This window comes from Cryobacterium sp. Y11 (genome assembly GCF_002929535.1).
Taxonomy (GTDB): domain Bacteria; phylum Actinomycetota; class Actinomycetes; order Actinomycetales; family Microbacteriaceae; genus Cryobacterium.
Genome location: NZ_PJJO01000060.1, coordinates 60225 through 81678, shown reverse-complemented (window position 1 = coordinate 81678; position 21454 = coordinate 60225). Strand labels below are relative to the sequence as shown.

The following is a 21454-nucleotide window of genomic DNA, read 5'->3' as shown; positions in this document are numbered from 1 at the left end:
CTGTACACCCCAGTCTGCCCGATCGGCCCTCGCAATGTGCGAGAGCTGACCGGGCAGGGGTGTGGAGTTGTTACTTGACGGTCGCGAGCACTGCTGCGACGTCGGCCTCGAGCTCGGCCGACAGCGGTGCGACACCGGCGTACTCTTCAGCGACGGCCTGGCCAGCTGCGCTGGCAATGAACTCGATGTAGGCCTTGACGAGCTCACCCTGAGCTGCATCGGCGTACTCGTTGCACACGATCGCATAGCTCACCAGAACCAACGGGTATTCCGCCGGGTTGGTGGTCTTGCGGTTCAGGTCGAGCGCGAGGTCATCGGCGGCGCGGTCGGCCACGAGGGGCGATCCGGCGACAACCTCGGCCGCGGCCTCGGGGGTGTAAGCGACGAACTCGGTGCCGACCATGAGCTTGGCGGTGCTGAGCTCGCCGGCCTGTGATGCATCGGCGTAACCGATCATGTTCGTGCCGTTGGTGACAGCGTCAACGACGCCCGACGTGCCCTTGGCGCCTTCACCGTCGAACGGGAAGGTGTCAGAGGCCTTTTCGGTCCACACGGTGGGTGCGGTCTGGCCGAGGTAGTCGGTGAAGTTCTTGGTGGTACCCGAGTCGTCCGAGCGGTGCACGGCGTGAATGGTGTCGGCGGGGAGGGTCGCGTCGGGGTTCAGCGCGACGATTGCTGCGTCATCCCAGGTAGTGATGGCGCCGGAAAAGATCTTCGCGAGCGTGTCAGCGTCGACGTTGAGTTCGTCAACACCATCGACGTTGAAGATCACGGCGATCGGGGAGATGTAGACGGGAAGGTCAACGGCCTTGGTGCCGGGAACGCAGGAGGCGAATTCGCCGGCCAGCTCGTCGGTGCCCATGTAGGAGTCGCTGCCGGCAAAGTCGGTACCGCCCGCGATGAAGGCTTCGCGGCCGCCGCCGGAACCGGAGGGCTCGTAGTTGATGGTCACGCCGGTGTTGGCGGTCTGGAACGCTGCGATCCAGGCCTGCTGAGCGGCATCCATCGAGGAAGCCCCGGCGCCGTTCAGGGTGCCGGTGAGCGTGCTTGCTGAAGTATCGTCGCCGGTGGTGGCAACATCGCCTTCGTTCGCTGCGCAGGAGGACAGCGCGAGTGCTGCGGCAATGGCGATGACCGCGGGGCGGCCGAAACGCTTGAAGTTCACGTGAATCCCTTTCGAGGGTTTGGCAAGACTGTGATTGCTAGTGAAGAGCCGGTGCTGGCCCAAAGAAGATGCTAAGCGCGTCAAGTAACCGCCGACCGACCGCAAGGTAAACGGAAGGTGAACGAGCGATAACGCTTCCGGCGTTTCAGGCGGTTGCGGGGTAGGTTTCTATGGCCAGAATGCCAGCGGCCGGGTTCTCCGACGAGAGGTGCACGATCGAAAATCCTCCGGTGTCCAAATCTGCGGCGTCGGACAGCTCCGCGGACGGCTGACTCCCGGTTGCCAACGCGATCTCGCGCAGAATCTCTGGCAACACCGGGCCGTGGCTACACAAGACGGCCGTCTTCCGGGCGCGCACCCGCTTGCCGACGACGGCGCGGACATCCGCTTCGCCGCTCTCGAGGGCGTCCTGGCTGATCAGATCGGTCTGCTTGATCGGGATGCCAGTGGCCGCAGCGAGGGGAGCCACCGTTGTGACACAGCGCGTGGCCGTGCTCGAAATGATGCGCAGCGGCCGCCACGCGGTGATCGTGTCGACCAGGCCGGCCGCTTGCGTCACGCCGCGCGCGGTCAGTGGCCGGCGCGCGTCGGGACCGGCTCCGGTGCGCGGCGCCGCCTTGCCGTGCCGCAGGGCGATCACCGCGAAGGTGCGGGTCACCCCGGCATCGACCAAAGCAGAAAACGCCTCGAGAATCTGTACGTCGGCCGGATAGCTGAGGTAGCTGCGGGCCTTCTTGATCGTGACCCACTCGATCGCGGCCACCTCCCCGTTCGGCACGAAGGTCGAGCGCGCGATCGCCTCTGGCATGATCTCAGCCGCCCAGTAGTGCACGACCTTGGTGCGGCCGTCTGGCATGTCATAGTGCGACACCCCGAGCGGAACGCCGAGAGCAACGGCCAGGCCGGTCTCTTCCTCTACCTCGCGCACCGCCGTACGCGGCAGGGTCTCGCCAGGGTCCACCTTGCCCTTGGGAATGGTGACGTCGCCGTGCACCGTGCGGTGGATAAGCAGCACGTGCATGCGGCCGTCGATCAGCCGCCAGCAGACGGCGCCGGCGGCGTAGACGTTCGGGTCGGTGGCCTTAACGGCCATTAGCGTCGCCCTGCTGGTCGCTTGCGCGCACTGATCTGCTGCATCAGCTTGTTTTGGCTGTCGGTTAAGTGCACACCGTGCTCGTCGACGTCGTGCCGGGTCCAGCGGCCGGTCTCATCGAGCCACCAGCTGGAGGTGCGCGGGTCCATGGCTCGTTCGAACAGACCCTCGATTTCGACCAAATGCTCCGGGTCGACCAGGCGCACGAGCGCCTCCACCCGACGATCGAGGTTGCGGTGCATCATGTCGGCGCTGCCGATGTACACCTGCGTTTCACCCAGGTTGTGAAAGGAGAAGATGCGGGAATGCTCGAGGTACCGGCCCAGAATCGACCGCACCTGAATGTTCTCGCTCATGCCAACAACGCCCGGTTTGAGGCTGCAAATGCCTCGCACCCACACGTCCACCTGCACGCCGGCCTGGCTGGCCCGGTACAGGGCGTCGATGATGTCCTCGTCGACCATCGAGTTGACCTTGATGCGAATTCCGCTGGTCTTTCCCTCGAGAGCATGCTCGGTCTCAATGCTGATGTGCTTAAGTAAGGCTTTACGAAGGTGCAGCGGAGCCACGAGCAGTCGCTTGAATTTCTTCTCGATGGCGTAACCCGACAACTCGTTGAACAGGCGGGTGAGGTCCTTGCCGACCTGGGCATCCGCTGTCAGCAAACCGAAGTCTTCGTAGATGCGGCTGGTCTTGGGGTTATAGTTTCCGGTGCCGATGTGGCTGTAGTGCCGCAGCACACCCTTCTCATAGCGCACCACGAGGGCGAGCTTGCAGTGCGTTTTGAGGCCCACCAGCCCGTAGACCACGTGCACGCCGGCCTTTTCAAGCTTGCGCGCCCAGGTGATGTTCGCCTGCTCGTCAAACCGGGCCTTGATCTCGACCAGAGCGAGCACCTGCTTGCCGCTGTCAGCGGCGGCAATGAGCGCCTCAACGATGGGGCTGTCGCCCGAGGTGCGGTACAGCGTCTGCTTGATGGCGAGCACGTTTGGGTCGGCAGCTGCCTGCTCCAGAAACGCCTGCACACTCGTCGCAAAGGACTCATACGGGTGGTGCAGCAGCACGTCTCGCCGGGCCACGGCCGCAAAAATGTCTTGTTCGGCGTTCGGTTCGCTCGGCAACAGCTGAGCCGCCGTCGTCGGAACATGCTTGACGAAGTGCAGGTCAGGGCGGTCAATGCGCAGGTCGAACAGACCACCGAGGTCGAGCGGCGCGGGCAGGTGATAGACCTCCTGCTCGGTCACATCCAGTTCGCGCACGAGCAGGCCGAGGGTAACCTCGTCCATCTCCTCGGTGACCTCGAGTCGAATGGGTGGTCCGAACCGGCGACGCAGCAGCTCCTTCTCGAGCGCCTTGATCAGGTTCTCGGTCTCGTCTTCGTCAATCTCGACGTCTTCGTTGCGGGTGACTCGAAAGACGTGGTGTTCGAGAATTTCCATGCCCGGAAACAGGTCGCCGAGCTGGTTGGCAATGAGATCTTCGAGCGCAATATAACGGATGCGATCGACCGACTCCGCGCGGTTGACCCGCACGAAACGGGGCAGCATTGGTGGCACCTTGAGCCGGGCGAACTCCTGCTTGCCGGTCTTGGAATTGCGCACCCGTACGGCGAGGTTGAGCGAGAGCCCTGAAATATAAGGGAACGGATGCGCAGGGTCGACAGCGAGCGGCATCAGCACCGGAAAGATCTGGTTGGAGAAATACGTGCGCAGCGAGCGGCGTTCGGCATCTCCGAGGCTCTGCCAGTCGACCACGTCGACGCCGGCCTTGGCTAGGGCCGGTCGCACGAGGCTTTGAAAGGCGAGTGCGTGCCGATCCTGCAGGGCGTGGGCGGCTGCCGAGATATCGCTGAGCACATCCTGCGGGGCTCGGCCAACATTGGTTGGCACGGCTAGGCCGGTGAGGATGCGGCGCTTGAGTCCCGCGACGCGAACCATGAAAAACTCATCGAGGTTGCTGGCAAAAATGGCGAGAAAGTTGGTGCGTTCGAGCACCGGCAAGGACTCATCTTCGGCCAGTTCGAGCACTCGTTGATTGAACGCGAGCCAGCTCAGCTCCCGGTCAAGGTAGCGGTCGTCGGGCAATGCCGGGTCGAGTTTTCCGAAAAGTGGGTCAAAGTCGTCATCAAAGTCTGTGAGACCCGAGTCTGCCTGGGTGATTTCGCCGTCCATCTGTCCATCCTGACACCGTTGGTCACGCCACAACGACGAGATGAGTGAACGTACGGCCAAATTAGTTGTGGACCTGGACTCAGCTCGTGAGGCGACGGTACTGCACATCGACCGTGTGGTCGGTAAAACCGAGCGACCGGTATAGGTGCACTGCGCCGGCGCTGTCGGCCTCGACGTAGAGCGCGGCGGTGGCGCAGCCCGCCACCTGCAGACGGGTGAGTCCGGCCTGCATGAGGGCGCGCCCGAGCCCGCGGCCGGCGGCATCCGGATGCACGCCGAGCACGTAAATCTCGCCGATGTCTCCCTCGACCTTGAGCCAGTTGTAGCCGATCATGGCGCCATTGGCATCGCGCAGAATGAGAAAGTCGTCGGTGTTGAACCACGATTCGGCACGGCGCGCGGTGAGGTCGGCCACGGTCAGCGCGCCCTGTTCGGGGTGCTCGGCAAAGACGAGCGCGTTCAGCGCTACCCACTCGTCGTCGTCAATACCCGGCCGAAACGGGGCAATGCCTGCGCCATCCAGAGAAACGGATGCCGCTTCCTCGGCCAGCAGGGGCCTGCGCAATTCCAGCAATGTTCGCACCGCGACGAAGCTCAGCTCGACCGCCAGGGCCCTGGCACCGGGGTGGTCGCCATGCGACCACGCGGTCACCTCGCCCGGTTCGAGCGCGCCGAGTTCACCCCAGGCGGCCCGGCCGTAGCCGCGCAGGCGAGACGACGGCGCAATAACCAGGTCGATTTCGCCGCGCCCCGCGAGAGCCGCCCCCACCAGAAGTCCGCTCGATCGCACCAAATAAGCGGACCGACGGCCGCTCGTCAGGTCAAACAACGCTTGCTCGTTGAACGGCGCGTAGCCGTCAAACCCAAGCGCCTCAGCGGCGACCCGGTGAAACTCGCTCAGCCCCGCAGCATCCGTTGTATTAAGCGCCGATAGCATGCGGAACCCGCTCATCGTTCTCCTCGTGAACATTGAATCGATACCCGACGTTGCGCACCGTGCCGATGAGCGACTCCTGGTCGCCCAACTTTGCTCGCAGGCGTCGCACGTGCACGTCGACCGTGCGGGTACCGCCGAAATAGTCGTAGCCCCAGACCTCGCTGAGCAACTGCTCGCGGGTGAACACGCGCGAGGGGTGCGCGGCCAGAAAGCGCAGCAACTCGAATTCCTTATAGGTAAGATCAAGCGGTTTGCCGTGCACCTTGGCCGAATAGCTCGCCTCGTCGATGACGACTCCGGCGGCACGAATGGTATTCGACGACTCCGTGCGCTCCAGCCGGCCCGCGGTCAGGCGGATCCGGGCATCCACTTCGGCTGGACCGGCCGTATCGAGAACGACATCGTCGACGCCCCAGTCGGGGCTGACCGCGGCGAGGCCGCCCTCGGTAATCACCAGCAGCAGCGGAGTCGAGCTGCCCATGGTGCGCAAAATTTGGCAGAGCGCCTTGGACGCGGCCAAGTTGGTGCGGGCATCCACCAAAATAAGGTCGGAATCCGGGGCGTGAATGAGTTGCTCAGCCTGGGCGGGAATCAGCTTCGCGCTGTGCGACAACAACGCCAGGGCGGGGAGTACGTCATTGTTGGCCGCCGAGGTCAGGATCAACAACTGCGCCACGGGCGCCCTCCAAGCATCTCGAATTTTATACTAGCGTGCCATGGAATGCGGCCGCGGCAGGCACAATAGAGGGGTGAGCTGGCACTGGAGAACGATCGCGACCGTCTGGTTACTGGCCATCATTGGCGCAATCCTGACCGGGGTGCTCGCCACACCCGCCTCGGCCCTGGGGTGGATCGGACTGACCCTGGCCGGGTGCACCCTTGTCACCCTGGGACTGCAAATCGCCACCGGAACCAAGGAAGGGTACGTGAAGCGCGTCACCTTGAGCATCACCGGCGCGATGGTCATTCTCGTGGTGGCGACCGTCGTTGTCTGCGTGGTCTACGGGGCCGCTAGACTTCTGTCATGGATCTCATAGCACTCGAACTCTTCTTTTTGGGTCTGCTCGGACTGGCCAGCTTGTCGATCGCCTGGGTCTCCGGCATGGTCGTCTTCAAGCTGTTCCGGGGGCAGCGGTAAGCACCCATGATTGACCTGCCGGTCGACCTCCCGTCCGAACTCGTTCCACTTTCTTGGCTCATCGGAGTCTGGGAAGGTTCCGGCGTGCTCGAGTACAAGATCGGCGAAGAGTCGATCAGCCGCACCTTCGGTCACCGCATCAGCTTCAGTCACGACGGCCTGCCGCACTTGACGTACAGCTCATACACCTGGCTCGAGCCCGTTGAAGCGGATGCTCCGGCGCCCGATTCCGCGATCGCGGGTTCTGCCACTGGTCGCTCTGGTGCCGGTTTCGACGCTGCTGGTGCTTCGCGTGCTGGTGTTGCTGGAGTGGGCGGTGCCGCTTCGGCTTTAGACGCTGCTGAATCTGCCTCGACGGATGTGCCAAGCACCTTGCCCGCCGCGCTTCGGTCCGACGAGAAGACCCCATTGGTCACCGAGACCGGCTACTGGCGCCTCAGTCGTTACCAGGGCGATGGCGACCCGGGGCCGGGCATGCTGCCGGGAACCGGGGAGCGCCCGTTCACTTCCGCCGCGGCCGTTGAGACCCTGCGCAACCGCGACGGCGGCTTCGACATCGAGGTCACCCTGGTGCACCCCGGCGGCGTCGCCGAGCTTTACCTCGGCCAAGTCAAGGGCCCGCGCATCGACCTCGCCACGGATGCCGTGCTGCGCACCATGGGAGCCAAACCCTACGCGGCCGCAACGCGCCTCTACGGCCTCGTCGACAACCACTTGCTCTGGGCCTGGGATATCGCCGCCCTCGGCCAGGACCTGCGCACCCACGCTTCCGGCCGCCTCGCTCGCGTCGAGTAGCGGTCCCGCCCGCCTCGCCCTTTTTTGGACGGGGCCCGGGCCCCGTCCCTGGGCCCAGTTTATAAACTGGGCCGGCGGTCATAGGGTGGGCCCGAAAGAACAACCCGTCGGTCGTGGCACTCGTAAGAGATGAGGGCACTCGTCCGTAGGAGTGCCCTCATCTTCAACGAGTCATCCAGCGCCCCAACCTCCGTCTCCGGCATCCGTTATGCCCGCTTCTACCCCGCTCGCCCCAGGCGGTGCTGAGGTCGTCCAACTTATGCACCGGCCCCGGGCCCAAAAGCCAGGCCCATGATGGATGATGGGCCCCGTTCCCTAAGGTGGGCCCTGCCGGGCAACGTGACCCGAGTAGGCGTTCTCGACCCGCGTGCTCGCCACGTCGAGTAGCGTCCGCCCCCGAATAAACCCGCGAGTCGTAGTGTTGACAGGAGTGAGTCGTGTCCACGAGCACGCCCCCGATTTTCTGCACGGTCGCCGATCCTCAACCCGGGTCGGCAGAATTGAGCGACATGACTGACCCAGTAGCCACCATCGAAGCGACAGCGCCCCGTGCCCCCGCCTCCCCACTGCTGGCCCTCCCGGGCGCGGTTCAGGCTGACGGTATCGACGCCGGCGTGGCCGCCCACTACGGCAACCCCATGATCGAGCAGCGCTCCCTCGTTGCCGGTCGCGCCATCGTTGACCTCGCGCACCGCGGAGTGCTCGGAGTCTCCGGCCCCGACCGGCTGAGCTGGCTCAACTCGATCGCGAGCCAGGAGCTGAACAGCCTCGCTGCCGGCGAATCCACCGAGATGTTGCTGCTCGACCCCACGGGGCGCCTCGAATACGCCATCCGAGTGCTCGACGATGGCGTTGAAACCTGGCTACTCGTTGAGGCCGCCGAGCTTCCGGGACTGCAGAAATTCCTCGACCGCATGAAGTTCATGCTGCGCGTGCAGGTCGTCGACCACACCCTGGCCTATGCCACGATCGGTGCGATGACGGATGCCCCGGCATCCGTTGGTATCACCGCCGCCGCTCCGAACGCGGTGCCGCTCACCTGGCTCGACCCCTGGGTCGCGGTTGCCCGCGGCGGCTACCAGTACGCCGAAGCGCCCGAACACCCGGGAGTCCATTGGACCTACAGCGAAACCCTCGTGCCGCGCGACAGCCTCCCGGCCCTGCGCGACGCCCTCGCCGCCGGCGCGCTGACGGCCCGGCCGGCTTTAGTCACTCCCACCGTGGCACCCGGGCTGGCGAGCCCCGTACCCGCCGTGTCTGAGTCGGCCGTGTCTGAGCCGGCCGCGTCTGAGTCGGCCGTGTCTCTATCGGCCAACGACGCAGCATCCGTCGCCGTCGACCCCGATGCCATCTCGGCTGCTGGCGACGCCGCATCCGCTGTGGCCGTACGAGTCACCCCCGCCGGGCTACTTGCCCTCGAGGCGCTGCGCATCGCCGCCTGGCGGCCGCGCCGGGCCCGCGAGGTCGACGAGAAGAGCATTCCGCACGAGTTGGACTGGCTGCGAACCGCCGTGCACCTCAGCAAGGGCTGCTATCGCGGCCAGGAAACCGTGGCGAAGGTGCACAACCTCGGACACCCGCCGCGTCGCCTCGTCATGCTGCACCTCGACGGGTCGGAGGGCGTGCTGCCCGCCCCCGGCGACCCGGTGCAGGCCGATCGCGTGCGGCCTGGCAGCTCAGAGGCACAGTCGGAGCCCGAGCGAGTCGGTGTCGGCACCATCACCTCAAGCGCCATCCACTACGAGCTCGGGCCTATCGCCCTCGCCGTGATCAAGCGCACCATTCCGGCCGGATCGACGCTCTATGTCGAATCCGAGGGAATCTCCATCTCGGCCAACCAGGAGATCATCGTGCCGCAGTCGGCCGGTTCCGTCGCCGATATTCCGCGCCTACCGCGCCTTGGAATCCGCACCCCCGGACACTGACCGCCCCGTTGTCTGTGGCCAATTCAGAAAATTTGCCGAGACGGATGCCGCAACCCGCGAAATCACGTGGGTGGCAGCATCCGTTGCGGTCAGTTTTTCTGAATGCGCCCCCGCCGGGGCCGTGCTGCCGCGCAGTTTGCAGATCGCGCTCGATAGAGTGGGCATATGTCTGCCCCCTACACACTCATCCTTCTCCGTCACGGCCAAAGCACGTGGAACCAGCAAAACCTGTTCACCGGCTGGGTGGATGTTCGCCTGAGCGAGCAGGGCGCCACGGAAGCCGCGCGCGCCGGCGTGCTGCTCAAGGATGCCGGCCTGCTGCCCGACGTGCTGCACACCAGCCTGCTGTCCCGCGCTATTCAGACTGCGAATCTCGCGCTCGAAGAAGCCGACCGCCTGTGGATCCCGGTGAAGCGTTCCTGGCGCCTTAACGAACGCCACTACGGCGGTCTGCAAGGCCTCGACAAGGCCGCCACCCAGGCCAAGTTCGGTCAGGAACAGTTCATGCTCTGGCGCCGCTCCTACGACACCCCGCCGCCCGTGCTCGGCGACGATTCCGAGTTTTCGCAGGCGCACGACCCGCGCTACGCCGGCCTCGGCGATGATCTGCCCCGCACCGAGTGCCTCAAAGACGTCGTCGAACGGATGCTGCCCTACTGGCAGTCCGACATCGCGCCAGACCTGCGCGCGAACAAGACCGTCCTGGTTACCGCGCACGGCAACTCGCTGCGCGCCCTGGTCAAGCACCTCGACGGAATCAGCGACGCCGACATTGCCGAACTAAACATCCCCACCGGAATCCCGCTGGTCTACCAGCTCGGCGACGACCTCATGCCGCTGGCTCCGGGTGAGTACCTCGACCCCGAAGCTGCTGCTGCCGGCGCTGCTGCCGTCGCAGCGCAGGGCAACAAGAAGTAGCTCGCTCATGCAGAAGGCCCCGCGAGCGGATGCTCCGGGGCCGCTGGCACGCGATGAGTCAGGCGTTGTCGTCCTGGTGCCAGGCCCCAGTGCCGAGGTACTGCACCTTCTTCGCGATGGAGACCGCGTGGTCGGCGAACCGTTCGTGATACCGGCTGGCTAGGGTCGCGTCGACGGTATCGGCGGCGAGCCCCTTCCACGTCTCGCCGAGCACGGCGTCGAACACGCTCATGTGCAAGGCATCGACCTTGTCGTCTTCGTTGCGAATCGTCTCGGCGAGGGCCATGTCCTGGTGCGTGAGCAACTCGGTGAGCATGTTGGCGATGACCACGTCGAGGGCACCCATCTCGGCAAAGGTGCCGCGCAGCCCCTTGGGAATGACCTTGTCGGGAAAACGGTAGCGGGCCAGCTGCGCGATGTGTGTCGCGAGATCGCCCATCCGCTCTAGCGATGCGCTGATGCGCAGCGCGCTCACCACGATGCGCAGGTCACGGGCGACCGGCTGCTGGCGGGCGAGGATGGTGATGGCCAGCTCGTCAAGCTCTACGGTGAGCTCGTCGATCTTTTCGTCTTCGGTGATGGCCTCTTCGGCCAGACTCACGTCACTCTCGTTGAAGGCGTGAGTGGCCTTGTCCATCGAGATAGCGACGAGCCGAGAGATCTCGACGAGTCTTTGTTGAACTTCTGCCAGCTCCTGCTGGAAAACATCGCGCATGCTGTGTGGTCCTTTCCTGCCGCGCGGGCACGCACGGACCTGTGAGACGCACCTTGGCCTCCGATCAAGAATGCCGGATTAAGGTTAACGGCAGGTGCCGCGGTCTTGAACACTTTCTAAAGTACAGGTCGCGGGCGGCATCCGCTGTGAACAATAGGCCCAGAGTGTCAGTAATCTGTAGGTTATGGAATCGACGTGGCTGGTGTTGTTGTCACTGGCACTCGGCCTCGGCGTCGGCGCTGGTTTCGTCACGCTGCTGCACGTTGCCGAGCGGCACGGGCGTCGCGCCTCCGAGGTAGTCAACCCGGCCGTGCCCGATGGCATTGACCAGGTGCTCGATGCCCTCGAAACCGCCGGCGTCGTGCTTGACCCGTCAAACAACGTGATCAAGACCAGCCCGGGCGCACTCACCCTCGGCCTGGTCTGGAATCAGCAGTTGGTACACCCGGAACTGCTCGAACTCGCCCGCAGGGTGCGCAGCAGCGGGGAGCCAATCAGTGAAGACCTCGTGCTGTCCCGTGGCCCGTTCGGCGACGCGAGCATGCGTTTTCGGGTACGGCTGGCTCGGCTCGGTACCCGCTACGTGCTGCTTCTGGCCGAGGACCGCACCGAGGCCTTCCGTCTCGACGAAGTGCGCCGCGACTTCGTCGCCAATATCAGTCACGAACTGAAAACCCCCATCGCGTCGGTGGGTCTGCTCGCCGAGGCTCTCGATCAGGCAGCGGATGAACCGGCGCAGGTTCGCCGCTTCGCCAACCGGTTAACGACGGAGTCGGCTCGACTCGGTCGCCTAACCCAGGAGATTATCGAACTGTCCCGGCTGCAGGCGCAGGACGCTCTCGCCGAACCCGAGAACCTCAGCGTTGACGACATCGTCGCCGCGGCTATCGATCAGAGCCGCGTCGTTGCTGAGGCCGAGCACATCACCATCGTTGGCGGTAAGAAATCCGGCGCCAGAGTTTTCGGTGACGAAGCTCTGCTCATCGTCGCCGTGCACAACCTCGTGGCCAACGCGGTGAACTACTCCGCGGAGGGGTCGCGGGTCGGCGTGGGGGTTCGTCTGCAGAAGGGCATCGTCGAGATCACCGTGACCGATCAGGGCGTTGGCATTCAGGAAGCCGACCTCGACCGCGTCTTCGAACGCTTCTTCCGGGTCGATCAGGCGCGCTCGAGACACACCGGCGGCACCGGCCTCGGTTTGTCGATTGTGAAACACGTCGTGCAAAATCACGGCGGCGACATCCGCGTCTGGTCTCAACCCGGTAGCGGATCGACGTTCACCATTCGCCTTCCCGAGGCAGCACAACCGATCACCGAACCCCGCCAGACCAAATCACGCTCGACCGAATCGCGATCGGTCGCTCACGCGACCGCAGGAGATACACCATGACACGCATCCTTCTGGTTGAAGACGAAAGCGCGCTGAGCGAGCCGTTGAGCTTCCTGCTCGAACGAGAGGGGTATGAGGTCGTCGTGGCCGAAGATGGGCCGACCGCGATCAGCGAATTCGACCAGAACGGTACCGACCTGATTTTGCTTGACCTCATGCTGCCCGGCATCCCCGGCACCGAGGTGTGCCGAGAGATTCGCACCAGGTCTACGGTGCCGATCATCATGCTCACGGCCAAAGACTCCGAGATTGACATCGTGGTTGGGTTAGAACTCGGCGCCGACGACTACGTCACCAAGCCGTATTCGACCCGCGAGTTGGTGGCCCGCATTCGGGCGGTGCTGCGCCGCCACGACGATCAGGGTGCCGCCGACGATGACACGATGCTCGCCGCCGGCACCGTGCGCATGGATGTCGAACGGCACGCCGTCACGGTCTCCGGCGAGCTCGTGAATATGCCGCTGAAGGAATTTGAACTTCTTGAGTTTCTCCTGCGCAATGCCGGCCGAGTGCTCACCCGCGGCCAGCTGATCGACCGAGTCTGGGGTACAGACTACTTCGGTGACACCAAAACGCTCGACGTGCACATCAAGCGCATCCGCTCGCGCATTGAAGCTGCGCCATCCGACCCGGCCATGCTCGTCACCGTGCGCGGCCTTGGCTACCGGTTCGAGGCGTAACGCCGGCTGAGGCTCTGCTCGGTCGCTGATTGCGCAGAGAAACGGATGTTGCCGCCAGCGGCATCGTTCCGGTCACCTCGGTCAGCCTCCAGAGACACAGTTCAGGCCGCCGTCCCGGGGGAACGGCGGCCTGAACTGTGTCTCTGGACTGTGTCTCTAGACTACGCGGAGGGCGTTGTCGACGGCGTTGGTGTCGCGGTTGGAGTTGGAGTCGCAGTCGGTGTCTCGGTGGGTGCGAGAGTCGGCAACAGGCTCGAGTACGCGTCCTGGCTGCCGGTGAGTATCGGGAGCAGCAGTTCTATGCCCGTCTCTTCACCGTATTGGAAGAACACCGGGAACAACGCGCCCGGCTGGCTGTCCATATCCTCGAAAATCACGGACGGGGCGCCTTCGGTACCGATCGTGATGGTCGACGATGGTTCAACGGTGACGTCGTGCGACACCGCGCCGGTGCTCGACTGGTATTGCACCAACAGGCTCTGCGCGGAGTCTGAGTGGTTCACGACCGACACGACCAGGTTGCCCAATTCGCCATCGGTCGACAGCAGCAAGCCGTTCCGAATGTCGAGATCGCCGACATCGCCGCTGACGCCGTCGCTCGCGTTGTACTGAATGAGGGTGGCCTGCGGTGCGAAGAATCCGCACGCGCTCGTGCCCAACAATATGCCGGCCGCCAATACAACGGATGCAGCGATGCGCGCTCTCACAAGACCTCCATACCGAAGCAGCGCACGACGGATGGCCGGCACTGCAGAATTCGCTTTGTCACTAGCTTAGCGGCGTGCTCGGGGATATAAATGTCGCACAGCCCGCCTCGCGGGGGCGCGCAAGGATAGCACCTTGCCTCTGTGGTACCCTAGGAATCGCTGAAGGGATCACATCCATGCTGTTTGAGGTTGGCGAAACCGTCGTGTATCCCCACCACGGAGCTGCAACGATCACCGAGGTGAAAACTCGCATCATCAAAGGTGAAGAGAAGCTGTACCTCAAGCTCAACGTCACTCAGGGTGATCTCACCATCGAGGTTCCGGCTGAAAACGTCGACCTCGTCGGTGTGCGCGACGTGATTGGCCAAGAGGGTCTTGACCGCGTTTTTGAGGTCTTACGGGCGCCATTCACCGAAGAGCCCACCAATTGGTCCCGCCGGTACAAGGCCAACCTCGAGAAGCTCGCTTCCGGCGATGTCATCAAGGTGTCCGAGGTCGTGCGTGACCTGTGGCGTCGCGATCAGGACCGCGGCCTTTCGGCCGGTGAGAAACGCATGTTGGCGAAGGCTCGGCAGATTCTGATCAGCGAGCTCGCCCTGGCCGAAAAAACCGACGAGGAGAAGGCGTCCACCGTTCTTGACGAGGTCCTGGCTTCCTAGCCTCCCCCCGTCTCTCTTGTCGGTCGTTGGCTCATCGACCTGTCAACTTGCCTGTGGCTGTGCGTTCGAGGTTTGGATGAAGTAGCCTCTCCAAGGTATGAAACTGCACAGCAACCACCCGATGCTTTGGTTTCTCGGAGATTCTAATAACTTATGAGTAAACCTGACCTACCCCAGATTGCGGTTATCGTTCTGGGTGCTGGAAATGGCACGCGCCTCGGGCGTGCTGAGCCCAAGGCGTTCGTGCACTTGGCGGGCCGCCCCACTCTGGCGCACGCTCTCGAGGCTGTTTTTGGAATGCGTGAATCGCCGCAAATAATTGTGACCGTTCCCCAATCGTTTGTGCCCCTGGCCATCGAGCTCGCACGGTCTGTTCCGGGAAATGTCGGAAACTCGGTCACCGTCGTCGTCGGCGGTTCGACGCGCCAACAGTCGGTTGCTGCTGCACTGTCGGAATTGGCGCCATCTGTTAAGATCGTTCTCGTTCATGACGCCGCACGGCCACTCACCCCGAGCTTGGTTTTCGATTCCATAGCCGCAGAGGTGGCGCGTACTAAGGCGGCGGTCGTCCCGGGACTCCCGGTCGCGGACACGATCAAGCGCATCGATGAATTTGGCCTCGTCGTTGAGACTGTGGATCGTTCAATTCTCACTGCCGTCCAGACCCCGCAGGGGTTTCCACGTGACGAGTTGGTGCGTGCCCACGCATTGGCAGAGTGTGAGTTCACTGACGATTCAGCTCTCGTCGCTGCGGCTGGCTACGCTGTTTCGGTTATAGCCGGCGATTCCTTGGCCTTCAAGATCACTACCGCTTGGGAGTTGCGCCGCGCCGAACAGTTATTCAGTGGATCCGCCGCGGCGGGTATCCGCGTGGGCACAGGAACGGATGCCCACGCCTACGACGATGAAACTCCTATGTGGTTGGGCGGGCTGTTTTGGCCCGGTGTGGCGGGGTTGAACGGTCACAGTGACGGCGATGTCGTCTGCCACGCGATCTGTGACGCGATGCTTTCCGCGGTGCGACTAGGTGATTTGGGCAGCGTGTTCGGGACAGCGGAACCACGGTTGGCAGGTGCACGTGGTGAAGTGTTCTTGAGAGAGACGCTGGCGCTAGTCAAGGATGCGGGATTTGTCGTCGGCAACGTCTCCGTTCAGTTGGTGGGGAATGCACCAAAGTTCGCGCCTCGCCGGCTCGAATCGGAATCGCTGCTGAGTCACATTCTCAACGCCACCGTCAGTATTGCTGCCACGACAACAGACTCGCTGGGTTTCACGGGGCGTGGCGAGGGGATGGCGGCTATCGCGACGGTGCTCCTGCACGCCCGCACCGCGGCGGACCCGGCCGTCGCCCTGTAACACTTAACGACCCACCTGGGTAGCTTTTCACGACTTGCGCGTCCGTGAACATACGTGCATACTTGGCACAAACGTGAATATGCTACTCACAAAGGTGCGCGTCCTTCATTTACGGAGCCACAGTTGTGGGTGCTCTTGGTGTACCAAGGTTCCTACCAATCGCTCTGGAAGGGCGCGCTCCATGAAACAGATCGCCGTTGATCCTGAACTGTCTGTGTCCGTACTTCGCACAATGTGGAAGATTCGTCGCTTCGAAGAAGCGGTGGAAGACCTCTACGGTCGTGGACTCATGCATGGCACAATGCACCTCTCAATCGGACAGGAAGCAGTTCCGACCGCTGCCTGCCTTGCGCTCAATATCGATGACTACATCACCTCGACTCACCGGGGACACGGACACTGCATTGCCAAGGGCGCCGATATGGAGCGCATGATGGCCGAACTCCTCGCGAAGGAAACCGGCTATTGCCGCGGGCGTGGTGGTTCAATGCACATCGCTGATACCGCCACGGGAAACCTCGGCGCCAATGGCATCGTCGCTGGCGGCATTCCGATCGCTGCCGGTGCGGCGCTGTCCGCGAAAATGCGTGGAACCAAGCAGGTCGCCGTATCGTTCCACGGTGATGGCGCGATGGGCGAGGGAGCCTGGCACGAAGGCGTCGTTCTGGCGGCCATGTGGCAGCTTCCGGTGGTCTTCCTGTGCGAGAACAACATGTACGGTATGTCGATGCCCGCTGACAAGGCGTTTAACCTGGAGAAACTGTCGGATCGCGCCAAGGGTTACGGCATACCCGGAGTGACTGTCGACGGCAATGACATTCAGGCCGTCTACGAAGCAACCCAGGAGGCAGTCGACCGGGCGCGGGCCGGTGGCGGCCCCACGTTTATCGAGGCCAAGACGTACCGCTGGAGGGGGCACTCGAAGTCTGACAAGAACCTCTACCGTACGCGCGAGGAGATTGAAGAATGGCGCCTGCGCGATCCCATTCCCAAATTCGAGGACGTCGTTCTGGCGGCCGGCACGCTAACCGAGGACGACCTCGAAGCAATCCGCAACAACGTTCGAACCGAGCTGCGCACGGCCGTTCAGCGTGCCAATGCTGCTCCCGATGCCACCGCGGATGACCTGCTCTCCGCCGTATACGCGAGGTAATGGCCATGACTCTCACACAATCAACATTTGCCGCAGTTGAAACCACGGTTATGACCTACGCTGAAGCAATTCGCGAAGCGCTGGCCCTGGCTATGGCCGCAGATCCAGCAGTTTTCCTTATGGGTGAAGACGTCGGAACTTATGGTGGCGCCTTCGGCGTGACCGGGGATCTTATGCACACGGTCGGCACTGACCGAGTCCGGGACACGACGATCAGCGAACTGGGAATCGTCGGGCTCGGTGTCGGCGCTGCCATGACGGGTATGCGCCCGATCGTCGAGATTCAATTCTCAGACTTCACGGCTCAGGCCATGGACCAGATTGCCAACCAAGCGGCAAAGATCCACTTCATGCTCGGTGGTGCAGTCAACGTGCCCATGGTTATTCGTGCACCGGGCGGATCCGGAACGGGTGCGGCTGCCCAACACTCGCAGAGTTTAGAGGCCTGGTTCGTGCATGTTCCGGGCCTCAAGGTTGTCATGCCTGCCACGGCGGATGACGCCAAGGGACTGTTGCTGGCTGCCATCGACGATCCGAACCCGGTGATGTTTCTGGAGCACAAGCTCCTCTACAAGACCACCGGTAACGTCAGCGTCGGGAGCGCCCGCATTCCCCTCGGTGTTGCCGCTGTGCGCCGTGAAGGCACTGACCTCACCATCATTGCTACCGGTGTCGAGGTCAGTCGATCCATGGAAGCAGCTGAAGAGTTGGCCAAAATCGGCATCAGTGCGATGGTCGTCGACCCGCGCACATTGAAGCCGCTCGACACCGACACTATTTTGCGCACGGTCAAGGCCACCGGTCGCGTGCTTCTCGTGCAGGAAGCCGTGCGCACGCTCGGGTTCATGTCGGAAATCTCGGCGATCATCGCCGAGTCCGACGCCTTTACGCACCTGCGTGCTCCGATCAAGCGCCTGGCCGGCCTGGACGTTCCCATTCCTTACGCTCCGAAGCTCGAACGTGCTGCGGTGCCGCAGGTCGAAGATATCGTGCGGGCTGCCACCGACCTCGTTCGGGAGTGGTGAGATGGCCGACCTGCCACTGACCATGCCCAAAATGTCCATGACCATGGAGGAGGGAACCATGGTCGCCTGGCTCAAAAACGAGGGAGACTTCGTCAAGGCCGGCGAGGCAATTTGTGAAGTGGCGACCGACAAGGTCGACATGGAGGTCGAGTCACCCTTCGACGGAACCCTTGCCAGGATCATGGCTTTTGAAAACGATGTGATCAAGGTGGGAGTGGCCATCGGCATGATCACGACTGACGCCGATGACCTGCTCGGGGGCGTTTTCGACGAGCCGGTTCCCGACGCCTACGTCGAGCCGGCCCGACCGGTCAAACCGGCGACCGTCGCTCCAGCGGAGCCCGAGCCGCTGGTGGCCGTCAGCGTGGCGCCTATCCCGGTCCCGGCCGCCGTCGTTCCCGTCGTCGATGGCTGGCTTCCCGCCGTGCCTCTGGCGCGAGTCGTGGCGCAGGAACACGGCCTCAACTTGGCGACGATCACTCCCACCGGCCCCTGGGGCACGATTCGGGTAGCGGATGTTGACGGTGCTGTCGTTCGCGCCGCTGGCCATTCGCCGGTTGCGGCGGAGGTCGCGGCAACCGCGGAGGCTGCACCTGCACCTGCACCTGCATCTGCATCCGTGGTGCCGCTCGATGCGGCCGCTGGCCGCCGTCGACGCACGCGGCAGCAGGTCGCCCGCGTCATGACGGCCTCGGCGTTGGTACCGCAGTTCACCGCATTTCTGGAGCTCGAGCTGTCGAGTCTGGCGCGAGTGCGCAAGACGGATCTTGGCGGGGCCAGTTGGACGGCCCTTCTGGTTCGGGCGCAGGCGCTCGCCCTCCGCGAGCATTCGCAGCTGAATGCCTTTTGGACGGCTGATGGTGCGGTGCCCAATGTCGACATCGGCATCGCGCTCGCCATCGATGCGCCGAATGGACTTCTGGCGCCCGTGTTGCGAAATCCTGATGCCCTCCCGCTCGCCGACCTGGTAGCGCAGATCAAGGAGGCCATCGTGAGCGCGCGGGGGGGTAAAACTGACGCGTCACAGCTCACCGGCGGTACCAGTGTCTTCTCCAATCTGGGTGGATTCGGGGTGGATTCCTTCAACGCGCTGTTGACGCCGCCGCAGGCGACGGCGCTGTCTGCTGGAGCGGTGAAAGACCGGATCGTCGTGGCGGATGGCTCGTTTGGAGCGAGGCTTACCTGCATTGTGGGTATCACCGTCGATCATCGAGTAGCCGATGGTGGAGACGCTGCTCGTTTTCTCGCTACCCTCAAAGAGATCGTTTCCAATCCACAGCGACTGCTGGGTGGCACCGTTTCCTGAGTAGCCCGGTAATTTCTCCGATCGGAGAAAACGTATTCTTTCTCCCAGGGGAGAACAAGCGAATGGATGGAAATTTTGAGTCAAAGAACTGTACGCGTGGCCTCCGAACACGGTCTGCATGCGCGTCCCGCTTCCCTGTTCACCAAGGCTGTCACGCGCAGTGGCGTTGCGGTCACCGTCAGCAGGGGCGATAAGACCGCCAACGCCGCAAGCATCCTGGGAGTGATATCCCTGGGCGTGATGTGCGGCGAAGACGTGGTGATCGAAGCGAGTGGCGACGGTTCCGATGTGATCCTCGACGAGCTCGTGGAGTTGCTCGGTCGTACGGACTAGGCCCACGGGGGTGTCTGTGATTGGTCGGTCGGCGATGCTCGTGGGCACGCTTGCGCTGGCTTCCGCCGCAGACGTCATATGACGTAACATAGCCTGAAGTCGTTTCACAAAAGTGTAGTAAAAAATCACGTATGTGATTATGATCTAAATGAACGCCGTCGATGATGACACTTCCTGGTCTCAGGAGTCGGCACTTCATCCAACGCCGACAACCCTGTTGCGGCTGAGAAAGGTAGAACAATGATCGGTATCTTGGACCTGGTCGCCAGCGTGGTCGATCCGGCACCTCCCGTCCCATCAGGCGACAACCCCGTTCTGATGGCGTTCACGTGGGGCGCCGAGCAGTTCATCGGGTTGTTCAACGCTTCGGGCGCTGCCTTCATGGGGCTTGTCACGGGCATTCTTCCCACCCTGATCGTGCTGCTGACGCTCATGTACGCGATTACGACCTGGATCGGCGAGGCGCGAATGACTCGGGCTGTCCAGTGGTCGGCTCGCTATGCGATCACGCGATACACGGTCATGCCCGTGATCGCCGTCATCGTCTTGACCAACCCCATGTGCTATTCCTTCGGAATGTATCTTCCAGAACGCCAGAAGCCGGCGTTCTATGACGCAGCCGTTTCGTTCGTGCACCCGGTCACGGCCTTCTTTCCACATGCCAATGCCGGTGAAATTTTCGTCTGGACGGGCGTTGCCGCTGGAGTGCTCAAGGTCAGCCCCGGTTCGTACGCCCAACTGGCGCTGCTCTACTTCGCCACCGGCATCGTGGTGATCTTCATCCGCGGCGTGGTCACGGAATGGATTACCAGGATGCTCATTCGCCGCGAGGGCCTCACCGCGGTTTTCGACGATTACGACCGAGCCTTCGCTGAGGCCTCTGCCGCATCACGTTCCTCTAAAAAGATCTCCGCTGCTGCGCCCATCGATGGGATGGCTTAAACCATGTCGAACAGTCAATATAACGATGTATTTGTCAGCGCCGGCAACGGCGGATGGGGACCCGGCCTTCTGGTCAGTCCAAACAGCGAGCGCAACGTTGTGCTCTCGGTCACCGGTGGTGGCATTCACCCCGTCGCTGCCAGGATCGCCGAACTTTCGGGCGCCGAAGCAGTTGATGGATTCACGACGGGAATGGATGACGCTCGCGTTGCGGTCGTCGTCATCAACTGCGGCGGCACGGCCCGAATCGGGGTCTACCCCAAGAAGAAGCTCCTCACGGTTGACGTGTTCCCCGGCGAGCCTTCGGGGCCGCTGGCGAAGTACATCACCGAAGACCTCTTCGTTTCGGCCGTGGGACCGAGCAACGTTGCCATCTTCGATGGTGCTCTTACCAACGCTCCCGCGGCAGAAGCACCGGCCAGTGCGCATGTCAGCAGCTCGCGACCAACGGTAGTTCCCCAGGAACGAATCCGCGTACAGCCGCGAAGCAGCTCCGGCAAGAGGGGCATCGTCGGGGGGTTTTCCACCGCGGCGGCAGGATTCGGGGCCATTGTCGGCAACATCATCAACACCCTGTTATCGTCGGGCCGCCAAGCCATTCAGCTGACCCTGCAGACGATCCTGCCGTTCATGGCGTACGTGAGTCTGCTCATTGGATTTGTCACCTTCACCGGCATCTCAACCTGGATCGCCAATGCGGTGACTCCGCTCACGTCCAGTCCTTGGGGACTGATCTTGCTCGGTGTGATTACGGCGCTGCCCTTTCTCTCGCCCATCCTCGGGCCGGGAGCTGCAATCGCGCAGGTGGTTGGCGTGCTCATGGGAACCCAGATCGCCACCGGCGCACTCCCGATTGCCTACGCCCTGCCGACGCTGTTTGCCATCAACGGACAGGTCGGGTGTGACTTCGTGCCGGTCGGTCTGGCGCTCGGCGAGGCCAAGCCAGAGACAATTGCTGTGGGTGTTCCCGCCGTACTGTTCTCCCGCCTGATCACCTCACCCATCGCAGTCGTCATCGCGTGGTTGGTCAGCTTCCTGCTGTAAAC

At 63.1% G+C, this 21454-nt stretch carries 21 protein-coding genes; 14 read left to right on the top strand and 7 right to left on the bottom strand.

Annotated elements, in window-relative coordinates:
* Nucleotides 1-70: 70 nt before the first annotated feature.
* The 5 genes from pstS to CXY75_RS15190 all read right to left on the bottom strand — a co-directional run bounded on the left by pstS (nt 71) and on the right by CXY75_RS15190 (nt 6042).
* Nucleotides 71-1165 carry a phosphate ABC transporter substrate-binding protein PstS gene (gene pstS / locus CXY75_RS15210; protein ID WP_104083662.1) on the bottom strand — a complete coding sequence of 365 codons (1095 nt, stop codon included), beginning with the start codon at nt 1163-1165 and terminating at the stop codon, nt 71-73.
* 145 nt (nt 1166-1310) lie between these two features.
* Nucleotides 1311-2258 carry an NUDIX domain-containing protein gene (locus CXY75_RS15205; RefSeq protein WP_104083661.1) on the bottom strand — a complete coding sequence of 316 codons (948 nt, stop codon included), beginning with the start codon at nt 2256-2258 and terminating at the stop codon, nt 1311-1313.
* Nucleotides 2258-4429: an RNA degradosome polyphosphate kinase gene (locus CXY75_RS15200; RefSeq protein ID WP_104083660.1), complete on the bottom strand. Its 2172-nt coding sequence runs from the start codon at nt 4427-4429 to the stop codon at nt 2258-2260. The genes CXY75_RS15205 and CXY75_RS15200 overlap by 1 nt, the downstream gene beginning before the upstream one ends.
* A gap of 79 nt (nt 4430-4508) precedes the next feature.
* Nucleotides 4509-5381, bottom strand: a complete 873-nt coding sequence (mshD, locus tag CXY75_RS15195; RefSeq protein WP_158251219.1) for a mycothiol synthase — start codon at nt 5379-5381, stop codon at nt 4509-4511.
* Nucleotides 5350-6042, bottom strand: a complete 693-nt coding sequence (locus tag CXY75_RS15190; RefSeq protein WP_104083658.1) for a response regulator transcription factor — start codon at nt 6040-6042, stop codon at nt 5350-5352. Before CXY75_RS15190 ends, mshD begins: the two co-directional genes overlap by 32 nt.
* A 73-nt stretch (nt 6043-6115) precedes the next feature.
* Here CXY75_RS15190 and CXY75_RS15185 point away from each other — a divergent pair, with 73 nt between their 5' ends.
* The 4 genes from CXY75_RS15185 to CXY75_RS15170 all read left to right on the top strand — a co-directional run bounded on the left by CXY75_RS15185 (nt 6116) and on the right by CXY75_RS15170 (nt 10142).
* Entirely contained in the window at nt 6116-6403 is a 288-nt protein-coding gene (locus CXY75_RS15185; protein WP_104083657.1) for a hypothetical protein, read from the top strand.
* A gap of 107 nt (nt 6404-6510) precedes the next feature.
* Nucleotides 6511-7299 carry an FABP family protein gene (locus CXY75_RS15180; protein WP_104083656.1) on the top strand — a complete coding sequence of 263 codons (789 nt, stop codon included), beginning with the start codon at nt 6511-6513 and terminating at the stop codon, nt 7297-7299.
* A gap of 509 nt (nt 7300-7808) precedes the next feature.
* Nucleotides 7809-9224, top strand: a complete 1416-nt coding sequence (locus CXY75_RS15175) for a folate-binding protein YgfZ (protein ID WP_233201943.1) — start codon at nt 7809-7811, stop codon at nt 9222-9224.
* A 165-nt stretch (nt 9225-9389) separates the two neighbouring features.
* Entirely contained in the window at nt 9390-10142 is a 753-nt protein-coding gene (locus CXY75_RS15170; RefSeq protein ID WP_104083655.1) for a phosphoglyceromutase, read from the top strand.
* A gap of 58 nt (nt 10143-10200) precedes the next feature.
* Here the strand turns inward: CXY75_RS15170 and phoU are convergent, their stop codons facing one another.
* Nucleotides 10201-10857 carry a phosphate signaling complex protein PhoU gene (gene phoU, locus CXY75_RS15165; protein ID WP_104083654.1) on the bottom strand — a complete coding sequence of 219 codons (657 nt, stop codon included), beginning with the start codon at nt 10855-10857 and terminating at the stop codon, nt 10201-10203.
* A gap of 184 nt (nt 10858-11041) precedes the next feature.
* On the opposite strand from phoU, the gene CXY75_RS15160 reads away from it, so the two are divergent.
* Together CXY75_RS15160 and CXY75_RS15155 are read left to right on the top strand one after the other, a co-directional pair.
* Complete coding sequence (locus CXY75_RS15160; RefSeq protein WP_104083653.1) at nt 11042-12247, top strand: cell wall metabolism sensor histidine kinase WalK; 1206 nt, start codon at nt 11042-11044, stop codon at nt 12245-12247.
* Entirely contained in the window at nt 12244-12927 is a 684-nt protein-coding gene (locus CXY75_RS15155) for a response regulator transcription factor (protein WP_104083652.1), read from the top strand. The genes CXY75_RS15160 and CXY75_RS15155 overlap by 4 nt, the downstream gene beginning before the upstream one ends.
* A gap of 161 nt (nt 12928-13088) precedes the next feature.
* Here CXY75_RS15155 and CXY75_RS19535 read toward each other — a convergent pair whose 3' ends face one another.
* Nucleotides 13089-13634: a hypothetical protein gene (locus CXY75_RS19535; RefSeq protein WP_146069493.1), complete on the bottom strand. Its 546-nt coding sequence runs from the start codon at nt 13632-13634 to the stop codon at nt 13089-13091.
* A 176-nt stretch (nt 13635-13810) separates the two neighbouring features.
* Between CXY75_RS19535 and CXY75_RS15145 the strand changes: the two genes are divergently transcribed.
* The 8 genes from CXY75_RS15145 to CXY75_RS15110 all read left to right on the top strand — a co-directional run bounded on the left by CXY75_RS15145 (nt 13811) and on the right by CXY75_RS15110 (nt 21452).
* Entirely contained in the window at nt 13811-14293 is a 483-nt protein-coding gene (locus tag CXY75_RS15145; protein ID WP_104083650.1) for a CarD family transcriptional regulator, read from the top strand.
* 153 nt (nt 14294-14446) lie between these two features.
* Nucleotides 14447-15649 carry a 2-C-methyl-D-erythritol 4-phosphate cytidylyltransferase gene (ispD, locus tag CXY75_RS15140; protein WP_104083649.1) on the top strand — a complete coding sequence of 401 codons (1203 nt, stop codon included), beginning with the start codon at nt 14447-14449 and terminating at the stop codon, nt 15647-15649.
* 181 nt (nt 15650-15830) lie between these two features.
* On the top strand, nt 15831-16802 hold the full coding sequence (locus CXY75_RS15135) for a thiamine pyrophosphate-dependent dehydrogenase E1 component subunit alpha (protein ID WP_104083648.1): 972 nt from the start codon (nt 15831-15833) through the stop codon (nt 16800-16802).
* 5 nt (nt 16803-16807) lie between these two features.
* Nucleotides 16808-17827 (top strand): alpha-ketoacid dehydrogenase subunit beta, encoded by a 1020-nt coding sequence (locus tag CXY75_RS15130; RefSeq protein ID WP_104083908.1) that lies wholly within the window; start codon nt 16808-16810, stop codon nt 17825-17827.
* Between the two features lies 1 nt (nt 17828).
* Nucleotides 17829-19133, top strand: coding sequence for a dihydrolipoamide acetyltransferase family protein (locus CXY75_RS15125; protein ID WP_104083647.1), 1305 nt, complete (start codon nt 17829-17831; stop codon nt 19131-19133).
* Nucleotides 19134-19199: 66 nt separating this feature from the next.
* Entirely contained in the window at nt 19200-19466 is a 267-nt protein-coding gene (locus CXY75_RS15120) for an HPr family phosphocarrier protein (protein WP_369826736.1), read from the top strand.
* A 240-nt stretch (nt 19467-19706) separates the two neighbouring features.
* Nucleotides 19707-20408 (top strand): PTS glucitol/sorbitol transporter subunit IIC, encoded by a 702-nt coding sequence (locus CXY75_RS15115; protein WP_233201942.1) that lies wholly within the window; start codon nt 19707-19709, stop codon nt 20406-20408.
* A 3-nt stretch (nt 20409-20411) separates the two neighbouring features.
* A complete protein-coding gene (locus tag CXY75_RS15110) occupies nt 20412-21452 on the top strand; it encodes a PTS glucitol/sorbitol transporter subunit IIB (RefSeq protein ID WP_104083646.1) in 1041 nt (346 codons plus the stop codon).
* Nucleotides 21453-21454: the final 2 nt, after the last annotated feature.